This window comes from Krasilnikovia sp. M28-CT-15 (genome assembly GCF_047159595.1).
Taxonomy (GTDB): Bacteria; Actinomycetota; Actinomycetes; order Mycobacteriales; family Micromonosporaceae; genus Actinoplanes.
This window is the reverse complement of the sequence record NZ_BAAGAK010000001.1, coordinates 4,468,022-4,489,962: the sequence shown is the minus strand read 5'-3', so window position 1 is coordinate 4,489,962 and position 21,941 is coordinate 4,468,022. Positions and strand designations below refer to the sequence as shown.

The following is a 21,941-nucleotide window of genomic DNA, read 5'->3' as shown; positions in this document are numbered from 1 at the left end:
GGTGGGGTGCGCTCGGCACAGAGCAGGGAAACATGGTTTCACCCCGGTCGGCGGCCGGCACCCGGATTTCAGCAACCGAGGTGCAGCTCACGGTCGGGCGGGCGGGACCAGGGTACGGGCCGCCTCGACGGCCCGGGCGGCGACGTCGTCCACGGTGCCGGACTTGCGGGCGAAGAAGCCGTCGACGAACAGTGACGCGTAGCCGTGGGCCACGGCGACCGTCGCCTCGGCCAGCAGGAGTGCCTGCTGGTACGACCGGGTGCCGGTCGCCGCGGCCAGGTCGAGCAGCGTGGCCATCAGGGCGCGGGTCTGCTCGCGGCGGGCCTCGTCGCCGAGTTCGTACAGCTCGGCGGCGTAGATCACGGGAAACCCGGCGCCGGTGCGCACGACGTACCGGACGTACGCTCCCGCCGCGGCGGCCAGGCGCTCGGCCGGGTCGGGGGCGGCCGCGTCGGCGGCGGCGGTGATCTCGGCACGCAGGTCGCGGGCCGCGGCGGCCGACACGGCGGCCAGCAGGTGGGCGCGGTCCGGAAAATGCCGGTACGGCGCCGCCGAGCTCACCTTCAGCCGGCGGGCGACCGCGGCGACCGAGAAGCGCTGCAGGCCGGACTCCGCCAGCAGCTCGAAGCTGGCCTGGATCACCGCCGCGCGGAGGCTGCCGTGGTGGTAGCCCCGGTCCGTCGGCACGTTCCCTCCCCGATTTGCCGGAAGTGTAAGTGACCTCTTACATTAACAAGTGATAGCCCTCTTACATGGCGGAGGCATTGTGAGCATCCGGCTCGGGTACCAGATTCCGAACTTCACCTATCCCGGCGGGAGGGTCGAGGACCTCTTCGACACCGTCGCCGCGCAGGCCCGCGAGGCCGAGGCGGCCGGGTTCGACACCGTCCTGGTGATGGATCACTTCTACCAACTGCCGGGCATCGGTGCGCCCGAGAACGCGATGCTCGAGGCGTACACGACCCTCGGCGCGCTCGCGTCGGCCACCTCGACCATCCAGCTGTCCACGCTGGTCACCGGGAACACGTACCGTAATCCGGCCCTGCTGGCGAAGACCGTGACCACCCTCGACGTGGTCTCGAAGGGGCGGGCCATCCTCGGCATCGGTGCCGGCTGGTTCGAACGCGAGCATCACGACTACGGCTTCGAATTCGGCACGTTCGGGCAGCGCTTCGAACGGCTCGAGGAGGCGCTGACCATCATCGCGCCCATGCTCAAGGGCGAGCACGCGACGCTCGAGGGCAAGTGGTACACGGCCCGGGGCGCGATGAACAACCCGCGGCTGCGTCCCACCATCCCGATCATGCTGGGCGGCGGGGGTGAGCAGAAGACGTTCCGGTTGGCGGCGCGCTTCGCCGACCACATGAACATCATCTGTGACCTCGCGGAGCTGCCCCGCAAGGTCGCCGCCCTGCGGCAGCGGTGCGAGGAGATCGGCCGTGACCCCGCCACGCTGGCGACCAGCTACCTGGTCATGGGCATGGTGGGCGAGACGGAGCAGGAGGTGAAGGAACTCGGCGATACCGTGCCCGAGGACCGTCGTAACCGGACCTTCCTCGGCACACCCGAACAGGTCGCCGAGCAGCTGCACGAGCGGGTGCTCAAGGCCGGGATCGACGGGATCACCATCAACCTGATCCGCAACGGCCACCGGCCCGGCCTGGTCACCCAGGTGGGTGCCGCGCTGAAGCCTCTCGTCGCGGCGGCCTGACAGCGGAGGCCGGTCGTCACCGACACCATCGGGTAGCAGGCTCGCCGGGCATCTGTCGTGTTCGGGCGTGGCGTGGCACGGTGAGAAGACGCGCCCCGGCATCGACATGTGTGACCGTGCCCGGCGGGCCGCGCCGCCTGGAGGAGTCGCCATGTCGGACAGCACGCCCACCGCGCACCTGCGCCGGGCCAGGCTGGCCCGCGCCCACGAACAGTTGCTGGCCGCCCAGCCTGGCGACGGCACCACGGTCGCCGACGTCGCGGCCCGGTGACCGCCACGGACGTGACCCGGGAACCTGAGCGGCACCGCGTCGAGTTCGACACCACCGATCCCGACCGGGCCCGGGAATACCTGTCCGCCGCCTACGGCACGCCCATGTCCTTCAGCGGAGATCGGGCCACCTACCGGTTCCGCCACGTCCGTCTCGGTCCCGGACCGTTCTACCTCGACACCCTCGACTACCAGAGCATCGCCGAGTACCGGGCCGCCGCCCCGTTCTCGATGGCGGTGGTCGCGCGGGTCCACCGTGGGGTCCGCATCGACCGGGAAACCGGCGAGTGCCTGGGCCCGGGCGATCTCACCCTGCACGCGCCGCCCGACCGGGCGCACCACGTGCGGCAGGAACACGTGCTGTGGTCGCTGGCCGCCATCCCACCGCACACCATCGCCGAGGCCGCCTGCAACCATCCCGACGACACCCCGCCCCCGGTACGTTTCACCGCCAAGCGTCCCGTCCACCCGGGGGACACGCGCCGCTGGACGCATGTCGTCGACTACGTCACCGACAGCCTGACCTCCGCCGCCGAATTCGTCACCCACCCCCTGATGGTCGGGCCGATGACCAGGATGCTGGCGGCGACCCTACTCACCACGTTCCCCAACACCTGCACGCCCGAACCGGGCTACCAGGACCGCACGGACGCGACCCCGGCCGCCCTGTCCCGCGCCATCGCGTACATCGACGCCAACGCCGACCTCGACCTCGGCCTCGTCGACATCGCCCGCGCCGCCCGCGTCACGGTGCACGCGGTCCGGTTGGCCTTCCGCCGCAACCTGGACACCACGCCCCTGGCGTACCTTCGACGAGTCCGGCTCGACCGGGCCCACCAGCAGCTCTGCGGCCTGATGACGGGCGACGGCGTCACCGTCGCCGCGATCGCCGCCCGCTGGGGCTACGCCGACCCCGGCCGGTTCAGCGCCGACTACCACCGCGCCTACGGCCGACCACCCCGGCTGGACGCCGGGTGACCGGCAGCCGGCAACCGACCGCACCGCGCCCACCTCTGCCCGCGGCCGGCAGGCTCACGCGGGATGCCGCGCCGAGACCGCGACATAGTCGACGAGCATCGACCGGCCCGGTACGGTCGCCGCGCCCGGCCCACCGCCGAGGGCGGCCGGGAACGCGCCGCCGATCGCGACATTGAGGATGACGAAGAACCCGTGCGCGGTGGCCCGGCTCCACGCCGGTTCGCCGACCTCGGTCGCGGTGACCTGATGGAACACCGTGCCGTCGAGATACCAGCGGGCCTGCGCGGGGCTGGTCGACAGGTCCAGCTCCACCGCGTACACATGGAACCGCCGACCGCAGTCGGCGCAGGTCTGCTCCGCCGAGCCCAGCCCACCGCGCGCCTCGTGGCAGGGGCCGTCGGGCAACTGTCCGCAGTGCATCGCGCCGACGACCGCGGGACGACCGTTGACCGACTCCATCACGTCGATCTCGCCCGCGCCCGGCCAGTCGGAGTGGCCGTCGCGGAGCGGCGCGCCCAGCATCCAGAACGCCGGCCAGTAGCCCGCGCCGTCGGCGGCGGTCACGTCGGGCAGCCGCAGCGCCGCCTCGACGCGCAGCACGCCACCGGCCGGTGGCTGGAAGTCGGCGCGCTCGGTCTCCACCCGCGCGGAGGTCCACTGCCCAGCCGCCCGGCGCGGCGTGATGGCCAGGTGCCCGGCCCCGTCCAGGGAGACATTGGCCGGGTCGTCGGTCATCGTCTCGATCTCCCCGGTGCCCCACCGCGGCGCCGGGCAGCCCGGATAGCAGGTGCCCAGGTCATGCCGCCACTGACCGGACAGTCGACCGCCCGCCGGGCCGGTGAAGTCGTCGCGCCACACCGACGTCCAGGCCGGATCGGCCGGCGGCCCCGGTTCCAGCGGGGACGCGGTGCATCCGGCGACCGACAGCACCGCCGCGACCGCGACGCCGACCGCCCGCCGCACCGGCGATCCGCGGCTCAACGGTCCGCCTCCGGCAGCAACCCGAGCCGGAGCAGCTCGTGGTCCAGGCGTGGTGCCAGCACCGCGGCGGCGGTGTCGGTGAGGTGGGCGCCGTCGCGATAGAGCAGCACGCCCTCGCGGACGGCCGGGCAGCGTGGCCCCGGCGGGCACAGCGCCGCGCTGAGGTCGACGACGGACACGCCGGGCCTGCCGCCGCGCGCCAGATCCTCAGCGAGCCGGTCGCGGGGCAGTGCCGCGTCCCGCGTGACGGCGCACCGGCTCCACACCTCCAGCGCCCCCGACAGGCACGTCGGCACGTCCCGGCCGAACGTGGGGGTGTCCCGCAGGTACGCGACCGGCGCTCCGGTCGCGGCGAGCCGGTCCAGGGTGTCGTTCCAGCCGCGGGCCAGCGCCGGGGCGTCGCCGGTGTACCGGTTGAGGCTGGCCGCGACGATCAGGCGCGGCCGGGGCCCGGCGGCGATCCGGGCGAGCGCCTCGCGGCGCCACGTGTCGCACTCGGTGTAGGCGCGGCCGAGTTGCGGGCTGCGCACGGTCAGCTTCGGCAGCGGGCAGCCCTGCTTGACCAGGACCTCCACCGCCCAGCCGCGGCGCCGCGCCAGCGCGTCCACGGCGCTGAACCACTGCCCGGCATGCGAGTCGCCGATCAGGACGACCCGGTCGCGTGCGCCCGGCGTGCCGTACCGGCACGGCGGGCTGATGGTCGCCTCCGGTGGGACCTCGCAGCCGGCGGTCGGCGGGAAGTCCTGGCGGGCCTGCGCCGGAGCGGGCCGCACCGGCCCGCCCTGCCGGTCCGGCCCCGGCGCGGCCAGTAGCCACGGACCGCCGGTCGCCCCCGCCGGGAGGGGACCGGCCGCATCCCGCGCGTTGCCCTCCAGCACCCGGATCGCCCCGCTGCCCAGCAGCAGCGCGGCCGCCAGCGGCACGACGACCGCGGTCGTCCCGACGGCGAGGCCCCGGCGTGGCCGGGCGGCCACCACGAGGGAGAACCGCAGCGGGCGTTCGACCAACCGGGTGGTCAGGGCGGCGGGCACACCGGCCGCCACGACCAGGGCCAGGCGGGCGGGCCACCCCAGCTCACCGAGGCGCGCCTGGGCCAGCACGAGCACCGGCCAATGCCACAGATACCAGGTGTACGACAGACGCCCGACCGTCCGCGCCGGACCCGTGGTCAGCAGGCGGCCCACCTCGGCGCCCGATGCCGACCGGTCGTCGGCCCGGTGCCCGGCGAGGACCACCACGGCGGCCCCGGCCGTCGGGACCAGCGCCGCCAGCCCCGGGTACGGCGTGAGCCCGTCGAAGGCCACGGTCGCCCACCCGATCGCCGCGAGCCCGCCCCAGCCGAGCACCGCCCGCGCCCAGGTTTCGCCGCGGCCGGACAGCGCCCGGGCCGCGTACGGCGCGGCCAGGGCGGCGCCCGCGCCGACCCCGAACTGCCACGCCCGCGACGGCGACCCCAGGTAGGCCAGCGGCGCCGCCGCCGCGGTCCAGTTCAGACTCAGCGCGAACGAACCGGCGGTCACCACGCCGGCGGCCACCGCGATACCCGGCAGCGCCGTGCGTCCCCACCGGCGGGCCAGCACCGCGACCAGCAGCAGCACCGGGGCCCACCCGAGGTAGAACTGCTCCTCCACGGCCAGCGACCAGAAGTGCAGCACCGGGCTCGGTTCGGCGTGGGCGGCCAGGTAGTCGGTCTGGGCGGCGACGAACCGCCAGTTCGCCCCGCTGACCGCGGCCGCGATCAGGTCGTACGCGGCGTCGACGCGGGCCAGCGGTGGCAACAGCAGCCAGCAGGCGGCCGCGGTCGCGGCGAGCACCACCCCGGCCGCGGGCAGGATGCGCCGGGCCCGCCGGGCGTAGAAGTCGGCCAGTGAGAAGGTGCCGTGCGCGGTGACCCGGGCCAGCAGCAGCCCGGTGATGAGGAAGCCGGAGACGACGAAGAACACGTCCACGCCGACGTACCCGCCGGAGAAGAACGGCACGCCCGCGTGGAAGCCGAGCACGGTGAGGATCGCGACGGCCCGCAGGCCCTCGATGTCGGGCCGGAAGTTCAGCCGGTACCTCGCGGTGTCGTGGTGGGTCGTGGCGGGCACCGTGAGCGCGGCCGGGCGGCTCGGCGCGACCGGCGCCGGGGTGGCGGTCCGGGGCACGGCCGCCGTCACCGGGCCCACGGCAGCATCGCGTCGACCCAGCCGGAGGCGACCAGGGCGAGCACGGCCAGAACGGCCGTGATGGCCAGGGCCTCGGGCCAGCCGATGCGGTCCCGGGCGCCGTTCATCGGTCTTCGGCCTGAAACAGGGCCGTCACCAGCGGCACGGTCAGGTACGAGGTGAGCAGGGCGTAACCGGCGACGCCCCAGTGCTGCGCCCAGCCGTAGCGCGCCACGTCGTAGGCGACGCCGACCCAGAGGGCAGCCGTGGTGGCGCCCAGCCAGGCCAGGGCGACCCGGCCGACCGTACGGGCCAGCGGGGAGGATCCCGCGGCCGTGCCGGTCGGCACCCACGCCGCCGACCGGCGGCGCAGCGTGTGCAGCACCGCCACCGCACCGGCGAAACTCACCATCAGATGCGCGCGGATCACCTCCACCCGCCAGCGCGTCGCCGAGACCGAGGGCAGCAGCACCAGCCAGACCCACAGCGGCGCCAGCAACGGCAGCGCGTGCCAGGGCCGGATCTCGGCCGGGTAGCAGAACATCATCACCAGTGGCGGCAGCGGCGCGGCGAAGACGTTCACGGCGGCCAGCAGATATCCCAGTACGCCGTTGCCGTATGCCAGGCGCAGCCGCCACGACGCCGACATGCGGCGGAAGTCACCGTCGAAGAGCAGGTGCAGGTTGCCCATCGCCCACCGGTACTGCTGGTTGATGAACGCGGGCAGCGTGTCGGGCGACAGGCCCTTGGCGACCTGGACGGGCACATAGCGGGTGCGGTACCCCGCGCGCAGCATCGCCAGCCCGGTGTACAGGTCCTCGCTGTGCTCGAGGCGGGCGAAGCCGCCGATCCGCTGCACCGCCGCGCGGCGGTAGACGGCGTTGCTGCCGCAGCAGATGGCCGCGTCGTCGGCGTCCCGCGATGGTTGCAGCCATCGGAAGAACCACTCCTGGGCCGAGCCCGCGGCCCGCTGCAACCACGGCATCGTGGCATCGGTGTCGAAGCACTGCGGGCTCTGGACGATGCCGACGTCGGGCGCCTCCAGGTACGGCACCAGGTGCGACAGGAAGTCGGGACGCGGGCAGAAGTCCGCGTCGAGGATCGCGATCAGCTCGCCGTCGCTGAGCGCCAGGGCGTCGTTGAGGTTGCCCGCCTTCTTCAGGTGCCCCCGGTCCGGCCGGGTCCGATAGGTGAACCCGTACTCCTTGGCCAGCGCCCGGACCCCGGGCCGGGCGGCGTCGTCGAGCACCCAGAACCGCAGCGGTCCGTCCCACCGCAGCCGCGCCGCATGGGTGTACGCGTTGCGCAGCACCGCGATCGGCTCGCCGCAGGTGGGCAGGAAGACGTCCACGCTCGGCGCGAGCGCCGGACGCCACGCGCGCAGGAGCAACTCGTGCGAGTCGCGGGTGATGCGCCGCTGACGCTGACCGTCCACACAGGACAGCAGCCACGCGACGGCGTTCAGGGCCAGGACGGCCAGGAAGACCCACAGGGCGGGGTGCCGTAGTGAGAAGAAGAACAGGGTGGCTGCCGTGAAGGTGTACGACAGGGAAACGCACAACAGAACCCAGCGCCGTTGCGGGCCGAAATACGCGTACAGCTCGGTGTCGTCCGGCGGTGCCGGCAGTAGTGGTGTCGGTTCTGAAATGTCGACGGCGGTGCTGACCGGCGGCGCGCCGAGCGCGGCTGACGCGGGCATGACGGTGCTCCCAGGTCCATATGTGCGGCCCCCCACAGGCCGAATCTCCGCTCCAAGAAAAGCATAGGTTTGTTAACTGAATGGGGTCGCGGGTTGGATGTATGAGAGCCGTCACGTCCGTTCATCCTTTGTGGACAATTGTTACTCGTGCCATTTGTGTGACAGAGAATCGACAACGGTGAGCTAATGCATCGGCGGGACGGGACGGCGGATGCCGGCCCACTCGTGGTGCCGGCGCGCCGTGGACAACACGGCGTTGACCACCCGCACCGACGCGTCCGCGACCTCGTAGCCCGCCGGACAGCCCGGGCCACCCGGTCCGGCCCCGGTCGCCACGGTGATCGCCGTGAGCACGTCCTCGGCGGCCAGGCCGGACAGGACGATCGATCCGGTCTCGAGGGCCTCGGGCCGCTCGGTCGAGTGAGAATCCTGGCGTCGCTCATAGAACGTCCTCCTCATGTCCACGCCACAGTCGAGGGCAGGACGTCCGGCAGACCCGGAAGGTTCGGTAGCCAGTGAAGGCCGTCGAAATCTCCAGCGCCGCGGAGGTTATTCCGGCGTCAAAGCGGCAACAGCACTGTCGTCGGTGAATTGCTCCGGCATGGCGATCTCCTTCGAGGACGGTGGGGTGTGACATGAGCCTGGAAGCGGCGTTCGTGGAACGGTCGGCGTCGGGCGGACTGTCCGACGTGGTGGGCATGATCCTGGACAAGGGCATCGTCGTGGACGCGTTCGCCCGGGTCTCGCTGGTCGGCATCGAGGTGCTGACCGTCGAGGCGCGGGTCGTCGTGGCGAGCATCGACACCTACCTGCGGTACGCCGACGCGATGGCGCGCCTGGACGCCGGCCGCCCGCCGCCCCGGGGCGGCCTGACCGACCTCGTCGAAGGGGTTGCCGAGGGGCTGACCAAGGGCGCCATCGGCGCCGTTCAGCAGTCCGCCTCCCGGACGGCCTGCTCGGAGTCGGCCCGGCCGCCGCGCGACCCACCCTGATCCGCCATGGCGGCCTCGCCGCCGTGGTGAGCCAGGTGGCGCGCGACCAGGCCCTCGGCAGCCGCCACGACCTGCTCCACCACGCGCGGATCCTGAACGAGGTGGCGGCCTCGGCGCCGGTGCTGCCGGCCCGCTTGGTGTCCGACGACGACACCGCGCGCTTCTCCCGGGCGGTCGCCGAGCTGGAAGCGGGCCGCCCGGCGCTGCGGATCGAGATGAGCGGGCCCTGGCCGCCGTACTGTGCGGTGGCCGATCCGCCCGGGGCCGGATGACGATGACGGGCCCCGCAACCTCACCCGCCCCGGTTCCGCTGGTGGACCTGCTTGACCGGATGCTCGCCGCGGCGTGGTGGTCGCCGGCGAGTCGTCATCTCCACCGGGGACGGTGCCGCCGCTCGCCTGGCTCTGGAACCCGAATCCGTCGAGCGGGGATTCGCGACGCTGGTGCTCACCGTCGTGGAACTGCTCAGGCAGCTGATGGAGCGCCAGGCGCTCCGCCGGGTCGATGCGGGCGAGCTGTCCGCCGATCAGGTCGAGCGGCTGGGGGCCACGCTGATGACCCTTGAGGATCACATGGTGCGCCTGTGCGACCACTTCGGGCTCACCCTCGCGGATCTCGACCTCGATCTGGGCCCGCTCGGCCCGCTGCTGAGCCCGGTCGACCCGCCGGGACCCCGCAACCCACCGGCCGCCGACTCCTCGCCGATGACGTCACCGGCGACGTACCCGGCCGCGGGTCTCGGCAGGACGCCGCAACGGAGCAAGCCGGGCTGGACATCGGCTGGGAGTGGCCGGTCACCTGTCGCCCTCGAGGAGGAAGTCCCGCACCGGTACCGCGGGATCGGGCAGCAGGTGACCGGCGTCGGGGAGCAGCCGCACGACGGCGTGGGGTGCCGCGGCCGCCAGCCGCCGGGCGGTGTCGCGGGAGTCGAGCATCCGATCCCGGCCGCCCACCATCACCATGACGGGCATGGTGAGGCCGCCGAGTTGCGCGTCGCTGAACGTGGGGATGCCGGTCGTCCGCGGCCGGAAGTGCCGGAAGATCAGCAGCGGCAGTTCGCTGTCGGCGGACCGGTGCGCGGCGACGGGGCCGACGAAGTAGCGCAGCAGGCGTCGCCGTCCCGGCTCGCCGAACGGCCGCAACGCCAGTGCGGCCACCACCACCCGGGACCGTCGCCGGCCGACCCCACTGGGAGACAGCAACGCCAGCCGGGACACCCGTCCGGGCCGGCGCACCGCGAAGTCGATCGCGAGTAGCCCGCCCAGCGAGACGCCGACCATCGCCACCGAGGTCAAGCCGAGGCGCCGGATCACCTCGTCGAGCCACCGGGCGTACGCGTCGGAGTCCAGCGGGGGACGCGACGGGGCGCTCAGGCCGGGCTCGCCGATCACGTCGACCGCGTACACCCGCAGGTCCCGGGCCCAGGTGGCGATCTGGTGGCGCCACATGGCGGTGTTCGCCCCGGAGCCCTGCAGGGCCAGCACCGGCGGCGCGTCCGCCGGGCCGCAGGCGAGGACGAACGTGTCGCCCTGCGCGGTGGGCACGATGAGCTGCTGCGCCGGCACGGGCCAGTTCGCGAGCGCCGCCCGGTACCGCCGCCGGACCGCGGCGGCTCCGGCCGCGGAGCGGTAGATGGGCGTGCCGGGGGTGGTGTGCGGGCTCATGATCCGGCCTCGGTCACCAGCGCGTCGATGAGGCGCAGCAGCGCGGCCGTGTCGGCGAGGTCGCCCAGCAGGATGCCCTTCAGGCTGGCGCGTTCGGTGTCGTGGACCGTCTGCGACCGGACCGGCGCCGCCCCGATCAACGTGCTGATCCGGTAGGCCAGCTCGGGGTCGACCGCGTCGATCTGCACGGTGGCGGACACGTCCGCGTGCCGATGGCGGGGAGCGGAGCGCCGGGAGTCAGGGACCGTGCCGCCGGTGAGCGCGGCCAGGTCGGCGCGGGTGATCCGGTACTGCCGGCCGATGCGCACCGCCTTCAGGCGGCCGTCGCGGACGTATCCGCGGACGGTGCGTACGTGCAGGCCGAGGCGCTCGGCGACCTCGTCCACCGAGAACAACTCTTGCGTCATGCAAGATACTCTAACCTTCCCTATCAGGTTCGAAACAGGGAGTGTTAGGGAAGGTCGCGCGCAGGTCCATCCGGTCGCCGCTTGTCGCTGATCGAACGGAACAGGCCCGGTGCTAAAGCGGACCGGCAGCTACCGGGAGGCCCGGCGCGTCCGCGCTGAAGTTGAGCAGTGTCCGCGGCCTGCGACCGGTTGACCTGCGGGTTTGACCCGGAAGGTAACGGGCCCCGACCCGTTCGTCGGGTACCGAGATGCCCTCACATACCGTAAGGTAAGGCTCGCCTTACAAGATCCTGGAGAAGACGGGCCTGCCACGACATGTACGTGTGTATCTGCGCTCGGGTGCGCGAGTGCGAGTTGCGTGCCGTGATCCGGGATGGCGCGCGCGACGAGGAAGCGGTCGGCGACGCCTGTGGGGCCGGCACCGGGTGCGGCAGCTGCCTCGACCGCATTGGTGACCTCATCGCCGAGGAGACCCGCACGGACACGCTGGCGGCGTGACGCCCTGAATTGGGTGATTGTGGGTACAGTCGCGATCATGCAGGGCGACGAGCGCGTCATCGAGTTCTTGAACGAGCAGCTCACGGCGGAACTGACCGCGATCAACCAGTACTTCCTGCACGGCAAGATGCAGGACAACTGGGGATACACCAAGCTGGCCGCGCACACCCGCGCCGAGTCGATCGACGAGATGCGCCACGCGGAGGTGTTGACCGACCGCATCCTGTTCCTCGACGGGCTGCCGAACTATCAGCGCCTGTTCCCGCTGCGCATCGGCGAGAACGTCCGCGAGATGTTCCAGTCGGACATGGCGATCGAGGTGGAGGCCGTGGACCGGCTGCGCCGCGGCATCGAGTACATGCGCGGAGTCGGTGACGTCACCTCGGCCAAGCTGTTCGAGGACATCCTCGCGGACGAGGAACACCACGTCGACTACCTGGAGACGCAGCTGCAACTGCTCGAAACCCTGGGCGAGGCGCTGTACCTGCAGAACGTCGTCGAGCACCCGAGCGCCGAGTAGCCGCCGCCACCCGGACGCACCTCACCGCGCGGGGCGGCGCCGCGGGACGACCATGGGGGTGCCGGTCTCGGGGTCGGGGATGACCCGGCACGGCAGGCCGAACAGCTCCTCGACCAGTTCGGCGGTGACGATCTCCTGCGGCGGCCCGCTCGCCGCCAGCGTGCCCCCGGGCGCCAGCGCGACGAGGTGGGTCGCGTACCGGCAGGCCTGGTTGAGGTCGTGCAGCACGGCCACCAGGGTGCAGCCCTGGCGGTGCAGGTCCGCGCACAGGTCGAGCAGATCGAACTGGTGGCCGATGTCCAGGAACGTCGTCGGCTCGTCGAGCAGCAGGATGGTCGTCTGCTGCGCCAGCACCATCGCCAGCCAGACCCGCTGGCGCTGCCCGCCGGACAGCTCGTCGACGTAGCGGTCCGCGAGCGCGGTGACGCCGGTCCGTTCCATCGCGTCGCGCACCGCGGCCGCGTCGTCGCTGCTCCACTGCCGCAGCAGCGACTGGTGCGGATACCGGCCGCGGGCGACCAGGTCGGCCACGGTGATGCCCGCCGGTGCGGTCGCGGACTGGGCCAGCAGCCCGAGCTTCCGCGCGATCTCCTTGGACCGGTACCCGGCGATCGTCCGGCCGTCCAGCACGATCTGCCCGGCGCCCGGTGACAGGATCCGGGCGAGCGCCTTGAGCAGTGTGGACTTGCCGCAGGCGTTCGGGCCGACGATCACGGTGAAGCCGTCGTCGGGAATGTCGAGGGACAGGTCCGTCGCCACCGGCTGTCCCGGATACCCGAGCGTGAGGCCGTGGGCGGACAGCCGCGACGTCGCGACCGCGGGGCGGGTGTCGCTGGTGGCGGTCATCTGCGCTCCGATGCTCGTCAGGCCCGGCGCCAGCTGGCGGCGAGCAACCAGATCAGGTACCCGCCGCCGAGCCCGGCGGTGACGATGCCGACCGGCAGCGGGGTCGGCGCGAACAGCCGCTGAGTCAGCAGATCGCTGGTCGCCAGCAGCAACGCGCCGGTCAGCCCGGCCGTGACCAGCGCCGGCCGGGACTGCCCGGCCAGTCTGCGGGCGACCTGCGGGGCGGCGAGCGCCACGAACGCCACGGGTCCGGCGGACGCGGTGGCCACGGCCGCCAGGGCGACCGCGATCGCCAGCAGGATCCGCCGGCTGCGTTCGGCGGGCACCCCGAGCGCGCCCGCGGCGGCGTCCCCGAACTCCAGCACGGTGAGGCGCCGTCCGACCGCGAGGCCGATCGGGACGAGCACGGCCAGGGCCAGGCCGACCGGGCGTACGTGCTCCCAGCCGCGGTTGTTCAGGCCGCCGACCAGCCAGGACTGGACGGCGATCGCGTCGTGCAGCGGCGCCTGGCTGATCAGGAACGTGTTGAGCGAGGTCAGGGCGGCGGTGACGCCGATGCCCACCAGGATGAGCCGGGCGCCGGTGTGGCCGTGCCGGTAGGCCATCGCGTACACGGCGAGGGCGGTGACGCAGCCGCCGGCGAGGGCACCGACGCCGACCATGACGATGCTGCAGGCGCCGAGGACGAACCCGACGATGGCGCCACTCGCCGCACCACTGGTGAAGCCGATGATGTCGGGGCTGGCCAGCGGATTGCGCGCCATGCCCTGCAGCAGGGCGCCGCTGACCCCGAGGGCGGCGCCGACCAGCACGCCGGTCAGCAGCCGCGGCAGCCGCAGCGTCAGCACGACGAATTCGCTCCCGCCGTCTCCGGCGCCGAGCAGCGTCGCCCAGACCTCGCGGCCGGTGAGCGGGAAGTCGCCGGTCATCAGCGTGACGGTGCCGACCGCGGCGAGGACGCCGACCAGGGCGGCCGCGACCAGCGCGGGGCGCAGGTGCAGGCGTACCGACAGCGGCCCGACCGTCCACGGGCGACCCGTGCCCGTCGTGGTCACAGCGCGACCAGGCGGCGCCGCCGGCACAGCACCACGAACACCGGCGCCCCGATGACCGCGGTGACCACCCCGACGGACAGCTCCTGCGGCGCGATCACCAGGCGCCCGACGATGTCGGCCACCAGCAGCAGGGCCGGCGTCGTCAGGGCGGCCAGCGGCAGCGCCCAGCGCAGGTCGGGGCCGACCAGCAGGCGGGCGCTGTGCGCGGTGACCAGGCCGAGGAAACCGATCGGCCCGGCGGCCGCGGTCGCCGCGCCGCACAGCGCGGTGACGGCCACAGCGCCGAGCGCCCGGGTGGTGGTGAGGTTGACGCCGAGCGCCCGGGCGGAGTCCTCACCGAGCGCGAGCGCGTTGAGCGGGCGGGCGAGCAGCAGGGCGACGATCGTGCCCACCGCCACCAGGCCGCCGATCTGGGCGGCGACCGTCAGCGGCCGCCCGGCCAGCGAGCCGACGTCCCAGAACCGGAAGTCGCGGAAGGCGTCCGGCCGTTGCAGCAGGATCGCGGAGGTGACCGCGAGCAGCACCGCACTGACCGCGGCCCCGGCCAGCACCATCCGGTCGCCCGCGCCGCTGCGCCCGGCGACGAGGTACACGAGGACGGCGGCGGCCCCGGCCCCGGCGAGCGCGAACCAGACGTAGCCGCTCAGGGCGCTGACACCGCCGAAGGCGATCGCGACGACGACCGCGGTCGACGCGCCCATCGTCACGCCGAGCAGCCCGGGGTCGGCGAGCGGGTTGCGGGTCAGGGCCTGCATGACCGTCCCGGAGAGGCCGAGCGCGACCCCGACGACCAGACCCAGCACGGTACGGGGCAGCCGCAGCCCGGTGATGATCGACGCGGCCGGGGTGTCCGCACCGGTCAGTGCCGCCCAGATGTCGCGCGGTGGTAGCGGGCGGGCCCCCAGGGCGAGGCTCAGGCCGACGCACAGGAGCAGCACGAACGCGGCGAGCAGGAGCCACCGGCCGGGGTGGCGGTGCGGGGGTGGGGACACGCGCACTCCTTCGACGGTGACCGGACCGGTGGCCACACCTTCACGATCGTACCGTTAGGCTAGCCTTACCTATTACTCGAGGCGGTGAACCCTCACGTGCGAGCGCCCACGGCCCGCGACGCCCTCGGCGGACAGCGACGACTGGTCGCCGCCGCCGCGGTCCTGGCCGCCGGACACCAGATCGGCGAGGCGGCGGTGCCGGTCCTCATCGGTGGGATCATCGATCGGGCCATGGCCCGCGGCGGCGGCCCGGCCACGCTCCTCGGCGGCCTGGGCCTGCTCGCCGCGGCCTTCGCCGCCCTGTCGCTGAGCTTCAAATACGGCCTGCGGCTCGGCGAGCGGGCCGCGTTCCGCAGCGCCCACCTGCTGCGGATGCGCATCGCCGGGCGGCTGCTCGACGACCGTGGCGCGCGGACCGGACGACTCACCGGCGAACTGGTCAACATCTCCACCGACGACGCTCAACTCGTCGGCGACATCAACCTCGCGTGGCCGCGGGCCGTGGCCGCCGTGGTCGGGCTGCTGGCCGGCGGCGCCGCCCTGCTGTCGTACTCGGCGGTGCTCGGGGCGGTAGTCCTGGTCGCGGTGCCGGTGCTGCTGTGGGTGTCGCACGTGAGCGGCAAGCCGCTCGCCCGGCGCGCCGAACGGGGGCAGGGGCAGGCCGCCGCCGCGTCGGGGCTCGCCACGGACCTGGTGGCCGGCATCCGGACGCTCAAGGGCATCGGGGCCGAGCGGGCCGCAGCACATCGGTACCGGGCGACCAGCGTACGGTCGCGCGACGCGGCGATCCGGGTCGCGGCGGCACAGTCCGCCCTGGACGGCAGCATGATCGTGATGACCGGGGTGCTGCTGGCGGTGGTCGCGGCGCTCGGCGGGCACCTGGCGGCCACCGGCCGGATCAGCATCGGCGACCTCGTCGCCGCGGTGGGCCTCGCCCAGTTCCTCGTCTGGCCGCTGTCGCAGTTCTCCTGGGTGAACGGGCAACTCGCCACCGGCCGGGCGGGCGCCCGCCGGATCGCCGACCTGCTCGCCTGCCCGCCCGCGATCCACAGCGGAACTCGATCCGTGGCGGGGCACGGGGCGCTGCGGGTGCACGCGGTGACCTACCGGAGCCTGTCGGACCTGGACTTCACCGTGGCCGCCGGCGAGTTCGTCGGGGTCGTCACGTCCCCGGCCGAGGCAGCCGATCTGCTCGACTGCCTGCGCCGGCGGGCGATCCCCGACCGCGGCGCCATCACGATCGACGGCGTGCCGCTCACCGAACTCGACGCACCGGCCGCCCGCGAGGCCCTGCTCGTCGCGGACCACCACGCCGACCTGTTCGCGGGGACCGTCGCCGACAACGTCGCCGCGGGCCGGACCGCGACGATCGCCCGGACCGTCGCCCCGGCCGGGATCGGCATGGCCACCGACCACCCGGCGGGCCGGGACCCCGTGGCCGTCGCGCTCGCCGCGGCGCAGATCAACGGCCTCGCCGACGGTGCGGACACGGTCATCAGCCCGCACGGGGGCAGCCTGTCCGGCGGGCAGCGGCAGCGGGTGGCCCTGGCTCGGGCGATCGCGGCCGACCCGCCCGTGCTCGTGCTGCACGACCCGACCACCGCCATCGACGCGGTCACCGAGGCCGCCGTCGCGGCCGGGCTGCGCGCCGCCCGCCGGGGCCGCACCACGCTGCTGATCACCACCAGCCCCGTGTTGCTCGACACCGCCGACCGGGTGATCCACCTTCGCGGCGGCGCCGTCGCGGGCAGCGGAGCGCACCGCGACCTGGCCGCCGCCGACCACGGTTACCGCACCGCCACCCGTTGACCGTCTGCCGAGGACAATCGTGACCCCCCTGCTGCTGCCGATCGCCGACTCCGCACACACCCGGGGGGCCGCCTGGGCGCTGCTGCGCCCGCACCGCCGGCTGGCCGCCGTCGCGGGCCTGGCCCTGGCCGGCGCCACCGTCGTCGGGCTGGTGGGAGTCGACCTGCTCGGGCGGATCGTGGACGACGTGCACGCCGGCGGCACGGACCTGACCCGCCCGGCGGTACTGCTCGCCCTCGCGGCCGCGGTGCACGGCATCGGTACGGCGATCGGCGCCGCCCGCATCGCGGAGGTGGGCGAACGCATGCTCGCCGACCTGCGGGAGCGGTTCGTGGAACGGGCGCTGCACCTGCCCCTGGACCGGATCGAGGCGGCGGGCGCCGGTGACCTCACCGCCCGGGTCACCCGGGACGTCACCGCGGTCGCGGAGGCCGTCCGGTACGCGCTGCCCACCCTCGTCCGTTCCGCCCTCGGCATCGGGCTGACCCTGGTCGCGCTCGCGCTGCTGGACTGGCGTTTCCTGCTCGCCGCGGTGCTGGCGGTGCCGCTACAGGTGAGCACGGTCCGCTGGTACACGCGGACCGCAGGGCCGGTCTACGCCGACAGCCGTGTGGCGGTCGCCGCGCAGCAGCAGCAGCTTCTGGACTCGTACGCCGGCGCCGACACCCTGCTCGCCTTCGGGCTGGCCCGGCGGCACACCGACCTGATCGCCACCCGTTCGGTGGCCGCAGTGGACCTGTCGTTGCGCGGCGTCGGGCTGCTCAGCCGCTTCTTCAGCCGGCTCAACCTGGCCGAGTTCATCGCGCTGGGCGGCGTGCTCACCGTGGGCTACCTGCTGGTGGGCGCCGGGACCGTCACCATCGGCACGGCGACCGCCGCCGCGCTGTACCTGCACAACCTGTTCAACCCGATCAACGCGGCACTGGGGCTCGCGGACGAGGTGCAGGTCGCCCGGGCCGGTCTGGCCCGCCTGGTGGGGATCGCCGACCTGCCGGCACCCGCGGTGGGCGGCCCCGCGGCCGCGGTGGCCCCCGCTTCGACGCCGGATCCGGTGCCGCCCGCGATCGCGGTCTCCGGGGTCCGGCACTCCTACCGGCCGGGCGAGGACGTGCTGCACGGCGTCGACCTCGACGTCCGGGCGGGGGAGCGGCTGGCGCTGGTGGGCGCCAGCGGGGCGGGCAAGACCACGCTGGCGTCGCTGGTGGCCGGCACCCACCGTCCACAGGGGGGACGGATCGCCCTGGACGGGAACGATGTCGCCGAGCTGGCCCCGGCGGAGCTGCGGCGCCGGGTGGTCCTCGTCACCCAGGACGTGCATGTCTTCGCCGGTGCCCTGGCCGACGACCTGCGCCTGGCGCGGCCCGGCGCCACGGAATCCGAGCTGTGGGCGGCGCTGGACCGGGTCGGGGCGCTGGCCTGGGTACGGGCGTTACCCGACGGGCTGGCGACGGTGGTCGGTGAGGGCGGGCACCGGCTCACCGAGGACCAGGCGCAGCACCTCGCGCTCGCCCGCGTGGTGCTGGCCGACCCGCCCGTGGTGATCCTGGACGAGGCGACCGCCGACGCGGGCAGCGCCGGGGCGCGTGCGCTGGAGGCGGCGGCGAACCGGGCACTGTCGGGGCGGACCGCCATCGTGGTGGCGCACCGGCTCACCCAGGCCGCCGAGGCGGACCGGGTGGTGGTCATGGCGGACGGCCGGATCGTCGAGTCCGGTACCCATGACGCGCTGGTCGCCGCCGGGGGCCCGTACGCGGCACTGTGGAGCGCCTGGTCGGCCCACCGCTGACCCGGGCCCGGGTCGTGCCGGCCCGGGCCCGGGTGCGCACGTCAGGGCCGGCTGGTCAGGTAGCCGCCCATGGCGGTGAAGTACGCGCCCGCCGACATTTCCTCGCCGTCCTCGGGCCGGACGCGGGTGAGCAGCAGGCCCTTGTTGCGGCCCCGGCGGGCGTCGGCGCCCGCGACGATCGCGACGCCGTCGCCCTCGCGGTAGAAGATCCGGCCGGGGGTGCCGCCGTAGACGTTGGCGGACACCTCCGCGGAGACGATCTCGAGGCGACGGCCCCGGTGATAGCAGAACGCCTGCGGGTAGGGGGCGCACTGGGCCCGCACGAGCCGGTCGAGCTCCTCGGCCGACCAGTTCCAGTCGATGCGGATGTCCTCTTCGGACCGCTTGTGGAAGAAGCTGGCCTTGCTGCGGTCCTGGGGGGTGAAGTCGGTCCGGCCGCTGGCGATCTCGGCGAGCCCCTCGACCGTGATCGGACCGAACAGTGCCAGGGTCTTCTGGAACAGATCCGCGGTGGTGTCCCGGGCTTCGACGGGGACGCTGCGCTGCAGCACGATCGGACCGGCGTCGAGGGTGGCGTCCATCATGTGCGCCGTCACGCCGACCTCGGGCTCGTTGTTGATCAGCGCCCAGATCAGCGGGGCGAACCCCGCGTACGCGGGCAGCAGCGAGTCGTGCACGTTGAGCGTGCCCAGCCGGGGCAGGGTGAAGATGCGCGGGGGAATCCACGTGCGCCAGTTGGTGGCCACGATGACGTCCGGCGCCAGCGACGTGAGGTGCTCGTACAGCTCGTCGTCATCGGGGCGTTCCCGCACGGTCACCGGCACGCCGTGGGCCTGCGCGAGCTCCGCCACCGAGTCGGACCAGATCCGCTCGTACGCGCCGTCGCCGGCGGGGTGGGTCACGACGCCGACGACCTCGTGCTCGGAGTCGAGCAGGGCCTGGAGCGTGCGGTGCCCCCACGTCTGATAGCCGAACATGACGACGCGCAATGTCAACCTCCAGGGTGGTGCCCGACCGGGCGGTAATAAGGTTAGCCTCAGCTTAATGAAGGTCACCCTAAGTCCGAGGCCACCCTCCTCCAGCGGGTGATTTCAAGTTAGGTTAGGCTACCCTTCGTCAGGCGGTGAAGCCGCGAGCCGTGCGAGGGGACGGACATGTCTCAGCCTCTTCCCAGCGGAAGTCCCGTGTTCGACCTTCTGGGCGTGGGCTTCGGCCCGTCCAATCTGGCCCTGGCGATCGCCGTGGCCGAACACAACGGCGGTACTACGGAGGAGGCGCCGGTCCACGCCCGGTTCCTGGAACGGCAGGCCGCATTCGGCTGGCACCGCGGCATGCTGATCGACGACGCCACCATGCAGGTGTCCTTCCTCAAGGATCTGGTGACGTTGCGCAACCCGGGCAGCGACTTCACCTTCGTGCGCTACCTGCACGAGCAGGGGCGTCTGATCGACTTCATCAACCACAAGACCCTGTTCCCGCTGCGGGTCGAATTCCACGACTACTTCGCGTGGGCCGCGGCCCGCGTCGCCGACCAGGTCAGCTACGACACCGAGGTCGTCTCCGTGCAGCCCATCCGCGTCGACGGTGAGGTGGACACGCTCGAGGTGGTCTCCCGCAGCGGCGGCGACCTGGTCACCCACCGCGCCCGCAACCTCGTCGTCGGCACCGGGTTGCGGCCCCGCATGCCCGAGGGCGTCGAGCGTACCGACCGGATCTGGCACAGCAGCGACCTGCTGCACAAGGTGGACGGGCTGCGCGACGGCGCGCCCCGGCGGCTCGTCGTCGTCGGTGCCGGGCAGTCCGCCGCCGAGGCCGCCGCGTACCTGCACCGTGAGTTCCCCGCCGCCGAGGTCTGCGCGGTCTTCTCCCGGTACGGATACTCGCCGGCCGACGACAGTGCGTTCGCCAACCGGATCTTCGACCCGGCCGCCGTGGACGACTACTACACCGCTCCGGAGCACACCAAGCAGCGGCTCATGGACGTGCACGGCAACACCAACTACTCCGTCGTGGACATCGACCTCATCGACGAGCTGTACCGGCGCGAGTACCAGGAGAAGGTGCTCGGGCAGCGGCGGCTCCGGCTGCTCAACGTCACCCGGCTGCGCGGCGTCGCCGAGACCGCCACCGGCGTCGACGTGACCATCGAGTCCCTGGTCACCGGCAAGCGGAGCACGTTGACCGCCGATGCGCTCATCTGCGCGACCGGATACGACAACGCCGATCCGTACGCCCTGCTCGGGCCGGTCGCCGACCTGTGTCTGCGCGACGAGCTCGGCCGCCCCAGCGTCACCCGCGACTACCGGGCCGAGACCGTACCCGGGCTGCGCTGCGGCATCTATCTCCAGGGCGGCACCGAACACACGCACGGGATCACCTCGCCGCTGCTGTCCAACACCGCGGTGCGCGTCGGCGAGATGCTCGGCTCCATCGTGGCGCATCGCGCCGCCCCGGCGTTCGCCGTCGCCTGACGCCCACCTCCGTGCCCTCCCCGCCCGCCCGGGCCGCCGCGCCCGGGCTTCCCCCTGGAAGGAAACCGATGTCCCATAGCCTCCGCACGCGTGTCGCGGCGGTCGTGACCGCGCTGGCGGCGAGCCTCGCGCCGGCCGCCTGCGGCACGGACGCCAAGCCCGCCACCGGCGCCAGCGCCCCGGCCGGGGCGGCGTTCCCGGTGCAACTCACCCACAAGTACGGCACCACCGAGATCAAGGCGGCGCCGCAACGCGTGGTCACCCTCGGGCTCAGCGACGCCGACGCGGTCCTCGCGCTGGGCGTCAAGCCGGTCGGGGTCGTGGACTGGTTCGAGGAGAAGCCGTACGGCAAGTGGCCGTGGGCGCAGCCCGCGTGGGGCGGCACCGTCCCGGCGATCGTCGGGCTGCGCGACGAGTACAACCTGGAGAAGGTCGCCGCCGCCAGGCCGGACGTGATCATCGCCCAGTACTCGGGCATGAAGAAGGAGCAGTACGACACGCTCAGCAAGATCGCTCCGGTGGTCGCCCAGCCGGTCGGCTTCGCGGACTACCAGGCACCCTGGCGCGACATGAGCCGGGTCATCGGCAGGGCGCTCGGCCGGTCGGCCACGATGGACCGGCTCATCGCGGACGTCGACGCGAAGTTCGCCGCGGCCCGCACCGCGCACCCCGCCTGGTCCGGCAAGACCGTGGCGATCGCGGAGATCTACGAGGCCGGAAAGTTCTCGGCGTTCAACCCGAACGACCCGAAGATGATCTTCATGAGGGAGCTGGGCTTCACCGCCTCGCCCGCCTACACCCAGGCCGTCGGCAGCCAGAACGTCGCCGACATCGGCTACGAGCGCTTCGACGTGCTGGAGAGCGACCGGCTCATCTGGCTCGTCACCGGCGACGACACGAAGCGGCAGCTCGCGGCGAACAGGCCGTACCAGCAGCTCAACGTCGCCAAGGAGCACCGGGACCGGTACCTCGACTACGAGAACCCGCCGGTCGCCGCCGCGATGTCCTTCAACACCGTGCTGAGCATCCCGTACGCGCTGGACCAGATCCAGCCGCAGCTCGGCCAGTAGAACCACCGCAGCACTCCTCGGGAGATACCGACATGCCGTACGCGC

20 protein-coding genes and 2 pseudogenes are annotated in these 21,941 nt (G+C 73.2%); 11 read left to right on the top strand and 11 right to left on the bottom strand.

The annotated features are described in order from the left end of the window. Positions 1-87 precede the first annotated feature (87 nt). Positions 88-687: a TetR/AcrR family transcriptional regulator gene (locus ACMCNO_RS20485; RefSeq protein ID WP_412751063.1), complete on the bottom strand. Its 600-nt coding sequence runs from the start codon at positions 685-687 to the stop codon at positions 88-90. 79 nt (positions 688-766) lie between these two features. Between ACMCNO_RS20485 and ACMCNO_RS20480 the strand changes: the two genes are divergently transcribed. After that, positions 767-1,711 (top strand): LLM class F420-dependent oxidoreductase, encoded by a 945-nt coding sequence (locus tag ACMCNO_RS20480; RefSeq protein ID WP_412751062.1) that lies wholly within the window; start codon positions 767-769, stop codon positions 1,709-1,711. Positions 1,712-1,993: 282 nt separating this feature from the next. Then, positions 1,994-2,959 (top strand): helix-turn-helix transcriptional regulator, encoded by a 966-nt coding sequence (locus ACMCNO_RS20475; RefSeq protein WP_412751061.1) that lies wholly within the window; start codon positions 1,994-1,996, stop codon positions 2,957-2,959. A 54-nt stretch (positions 2,960-3,013) separates the two neighbouring features. On the opposite strand, the gene ACMCNO_RS20470 is transcribed toward ACMCNO_RS20475, so the two are convergent. The 4 genes from ACMCNO_RS20470 to ACMCNO_RS20455 form a co-directional block, all read right to left on the bottom strand. Beyond that, positions 3,014-3,940 carry a hypothetical protein gene (locus ACMCNO_RS20470; RefSeq protein WP_412751060.1) on the bottom strand — a complete coding sequence of 309 codons (927 nt, stop codon included), beginning with the start codon at positions 3,938-3,940 and terminating at the stop codon, positions 3,014-3,016. Continuing rightward, positions 3,937-6,099, bottom strand: a complete 2,163-nt coding sequence (locus tag ACMCNO_RS20465) for an acyltransferase family protein (RefSeq protein ID WP_412751059.1) — start codon at positions 6,097-6,099, stop codon at positions 3,937-3,939. Before ACMCNO_RS20465 ends, ACMCNO_RS20470 begins: the two co-directional genes overlap by 4 nt. 112 nt (positions 6,100-6,211) lie before the next feature. After that, on the bottom strand, positions 6,212-7,786 hold the full coding sequence (locus ACMCNO_RS20460; protein ID WP_412751058.1) for a glycosyltransferase family 2 protein: 1,575 nt from the start codon (positions 7,784-7,786) through the stop codon (positions 6,212-6,214). 183 nt (positions 7,787-7,969) lie between these two features. Further along, positions 7,970-8,245 carry a hypothetical protein gene (locus tag ACMCNO_RS20455; RefSeq protein WP_412751057.1) on the bottom strand — a complete coding sequence of 92 codons (276 nt, stop codon included), beginning with the start codon at positions 8,243-8,245 and terminating at the stop codon, positions 7,970-7,972. Positions 8,246-8,421: 176 nt separating this feature from the next. Here ACMCNO_RS20455 and gvpJ point away from each other — a divergent pair. From gvpJ to ACMCNO_RS20440, 3 genes and pseudogenes are all read left to right on the top strand, one after another. Next, positions 8,422-8,649: pseudogene (gene gvpJ / locus ACMCNO_RS20450) on the top strand (gas vesicle protein GvpJ); the annotation flags it as partial. Positions 8,650-8,738: 89 nt separating this feature from the next. Continuing rightward, a complete protein-coding gene (locus ACMCNO_RS20445) occupies positions 8,739-9,050 on the top strand; it encodes a GvpL/GvpF family gas vesicle protein (RefSeq protein WP_412753761.1) in 312 nt (103 codons plus the stop codon). A gap of 51 nt (positions 9,051-9,101) precedes the next feature. Then, positions 9,102-9,416 (top strand): annotated as a pseudogene (locus ACMCNO_RS20440) (gas vesicle protein K); the annotation flags it as partial. A 156-nt stretch (positions 9,417-9,572) separates the two neighbouring features. On the opposite strand, the gene ACMCNO_RS20435 reads toward ACMCNO_RS20440, so the two are convergent. Further along, entirely contained in the window at positions 9,573-10,442 is an 870-nt protein-coding gene (locus tag ACMCNO_RS20435) for an alpha/beta fold hydrolase (protein WP_412751056.1), read from the bottom strand. Then, positions 10,439-10,849: a helix-turn-helix domain-containing protein gene (locus tag ACMCNO_RS20430; RefSeq protein ID WP_412751055.1), complete on the bottom strand. Its 411-nt coding sequence runs from the start codon at positions 10,847-10,849 to the stop codon at positions 10,439-10,441. The genes ACMCNO_RS20435 and ACMCNO_RS20430 overlap by 4 nt, the downstream gene beginning before the upstream one ends. 315 nt (positions 10,850-11,164) lie before the next feature. Between ACMCNO_RS20430 and ACMCNO_RS20425 the strand changes: the two genes are divergently transcribed. Further along, positions 11,165-11,347, top strand: a complete 183-nt coding sequence (locus ACMCNO_RS20425; protein ID WP_412751054.1) for a bacterioferritin-associated ferredoxin — start codon at positions 11,165-11,167, stop codon at positions 11,345-11,347. Positions 11,348-11,384: 37 nt separating this feature from the next. Then, positions 11,385-11,867, top strand: a complete 483-nt coding sequence (gene bfr / locus ACMCNO_RS20420) for a bacterioferritin (RefSeq protein WP_412751053.1) — start codon at positions 11,385-11,387, stop codon at positions 11,865-11,867. 21 nt (positions 11,868-11,888) lie between these two features. Here the strand turns inward: bfr and ACMCNO_RS20415 are convergent, their stop codons facing one another. The 3 genes from ACMCNO_RS20415 to ACMCNO_RS20405 are packed head-to-tail and all read right to left on the bottom strand — an operon-like array spanning position 11,889 to position 14,706. Next, positions 11,889-12,713, bottom strand: coding sequence for an ABC transporter ATP-binding protein (locus ACMCNO_RS20415; protein ID WP_412751052.1), 825 nt, complete (start codon positions 12,711-12,713; stop codon positions 11,889-11,891). A gap of 17 nt (positions 12,714-12,730) precedes the next feature. Beyond that, the gene (locus ACMCNO_RS20410) at positions 12,731-13,768 is read right to left on the bottom strand and encodes a FecCD family ABC transporter permease (RefSeq protein WP_412751051.1); all 1,038 of its coding nucleotides are present in this window, start codon (positions 13,766-13,768) and stop codon (positions 12,731-12,733) included. Beyond that, a complete protein-coding gene (locus tag ACMCNO_RS20405; RefSeq protein WP_412753760.1) occupies positions 13,765-14,706 on the bottom strand; it encodes a FecCD family ABC transporter permease in 942 nt (313 codons plus the stop codon). The genes ACMCNO_RS20410 and ACMCNO_RS20405 overlap by 4 nt, the downstream gene beginning before the upstream one ends. Positions 14,707-14,856: 150 nt before the next feature. Between ACMCNO_RS20405 and ACMCNO_RS20400 the strand changes: the two genes are divergently transcribed. Together ACMCNO_RS20400 and ACMCNO_RS20395 are read left to right on the top strand one after the other, a co-directional pair. After that, positions 14,857-16,569, top strand: a complete 1,713-nt coding sequence (locus tag ACMCNO_RS20400; protein WP_412751050.1) for an ABC transporter transmembrane domain-containing protein — start codon at positions 14,857-14,859, stop codon at positions 16,567-16,569. Between the two features lie 19 nt (positions 16,570-16,588). Further along, entirely contained in the window at positions 16,589-18,355 is a 1,767-nt protein-coding gene (locus ACMCNO_RS20395) for an ABC transporter ATP-binding protein (RefSeq protein WP_412751049.1), read from the top strand. A 41-nt stretch (positions 18,356-18,396) separates the two neighbouring features. Here the strand turns inward: ACMCNO_RS20395 and ACMCNO_RS20390 are convergent, their stop codons facing one another. Next, positions 18,397-19,344 (bottom strand): methionyl-tRNA formyltransferase, encoded by a 948-nt coding sequence (locus ACMCNO_RS20390; RefSeq protein ID WP_412751048.1) that lies wholly within the window; start codon positions 19,342-19,344, stop codon positions 18,397-18,399. Between the two features lie 165 nt (positions 19,345-19,509). On the opposite strand from ACMCNO_RS20390, the gene ACMCNO_RS20385 reads away from it, so the two are divergent. Together ACMCNO_RS20385 and ACMCNO_RS20380 are read left to right on the top strand one after the other, a co-directional pair. Beyond that, positions 19,510-20,826 (top strand): lysine N(6)-hydroxylase/L-ornithine N(5)-oxygenase family protein, encoded by a 1,317-nt coding sequence (locus ACMCNO_RS20385; RefSeq protein WP_412751047.1) that lies wholly within the window; start codon positions 19,510-19,512, stop codon positions 20,824-20,826. 68 nt (positions 20,827-20,894) lie between these two features. Beyond that, the gene (locus ACMCNO_RS20380; protein ID WP_412751046.1) at positions 20,895-21,896 is read left to right on the top strand and encodes an iron-siderophore ABC transporter substrate-binding protein; all 1,002 of its coding nucleotides are present in this window, start codon (positions 20,895-20,897) and stop codon (positions 21,894-21,896) included. The last annotated feature ends 45 nt before the right edge of the window (positions 21,897-21,941 follow it).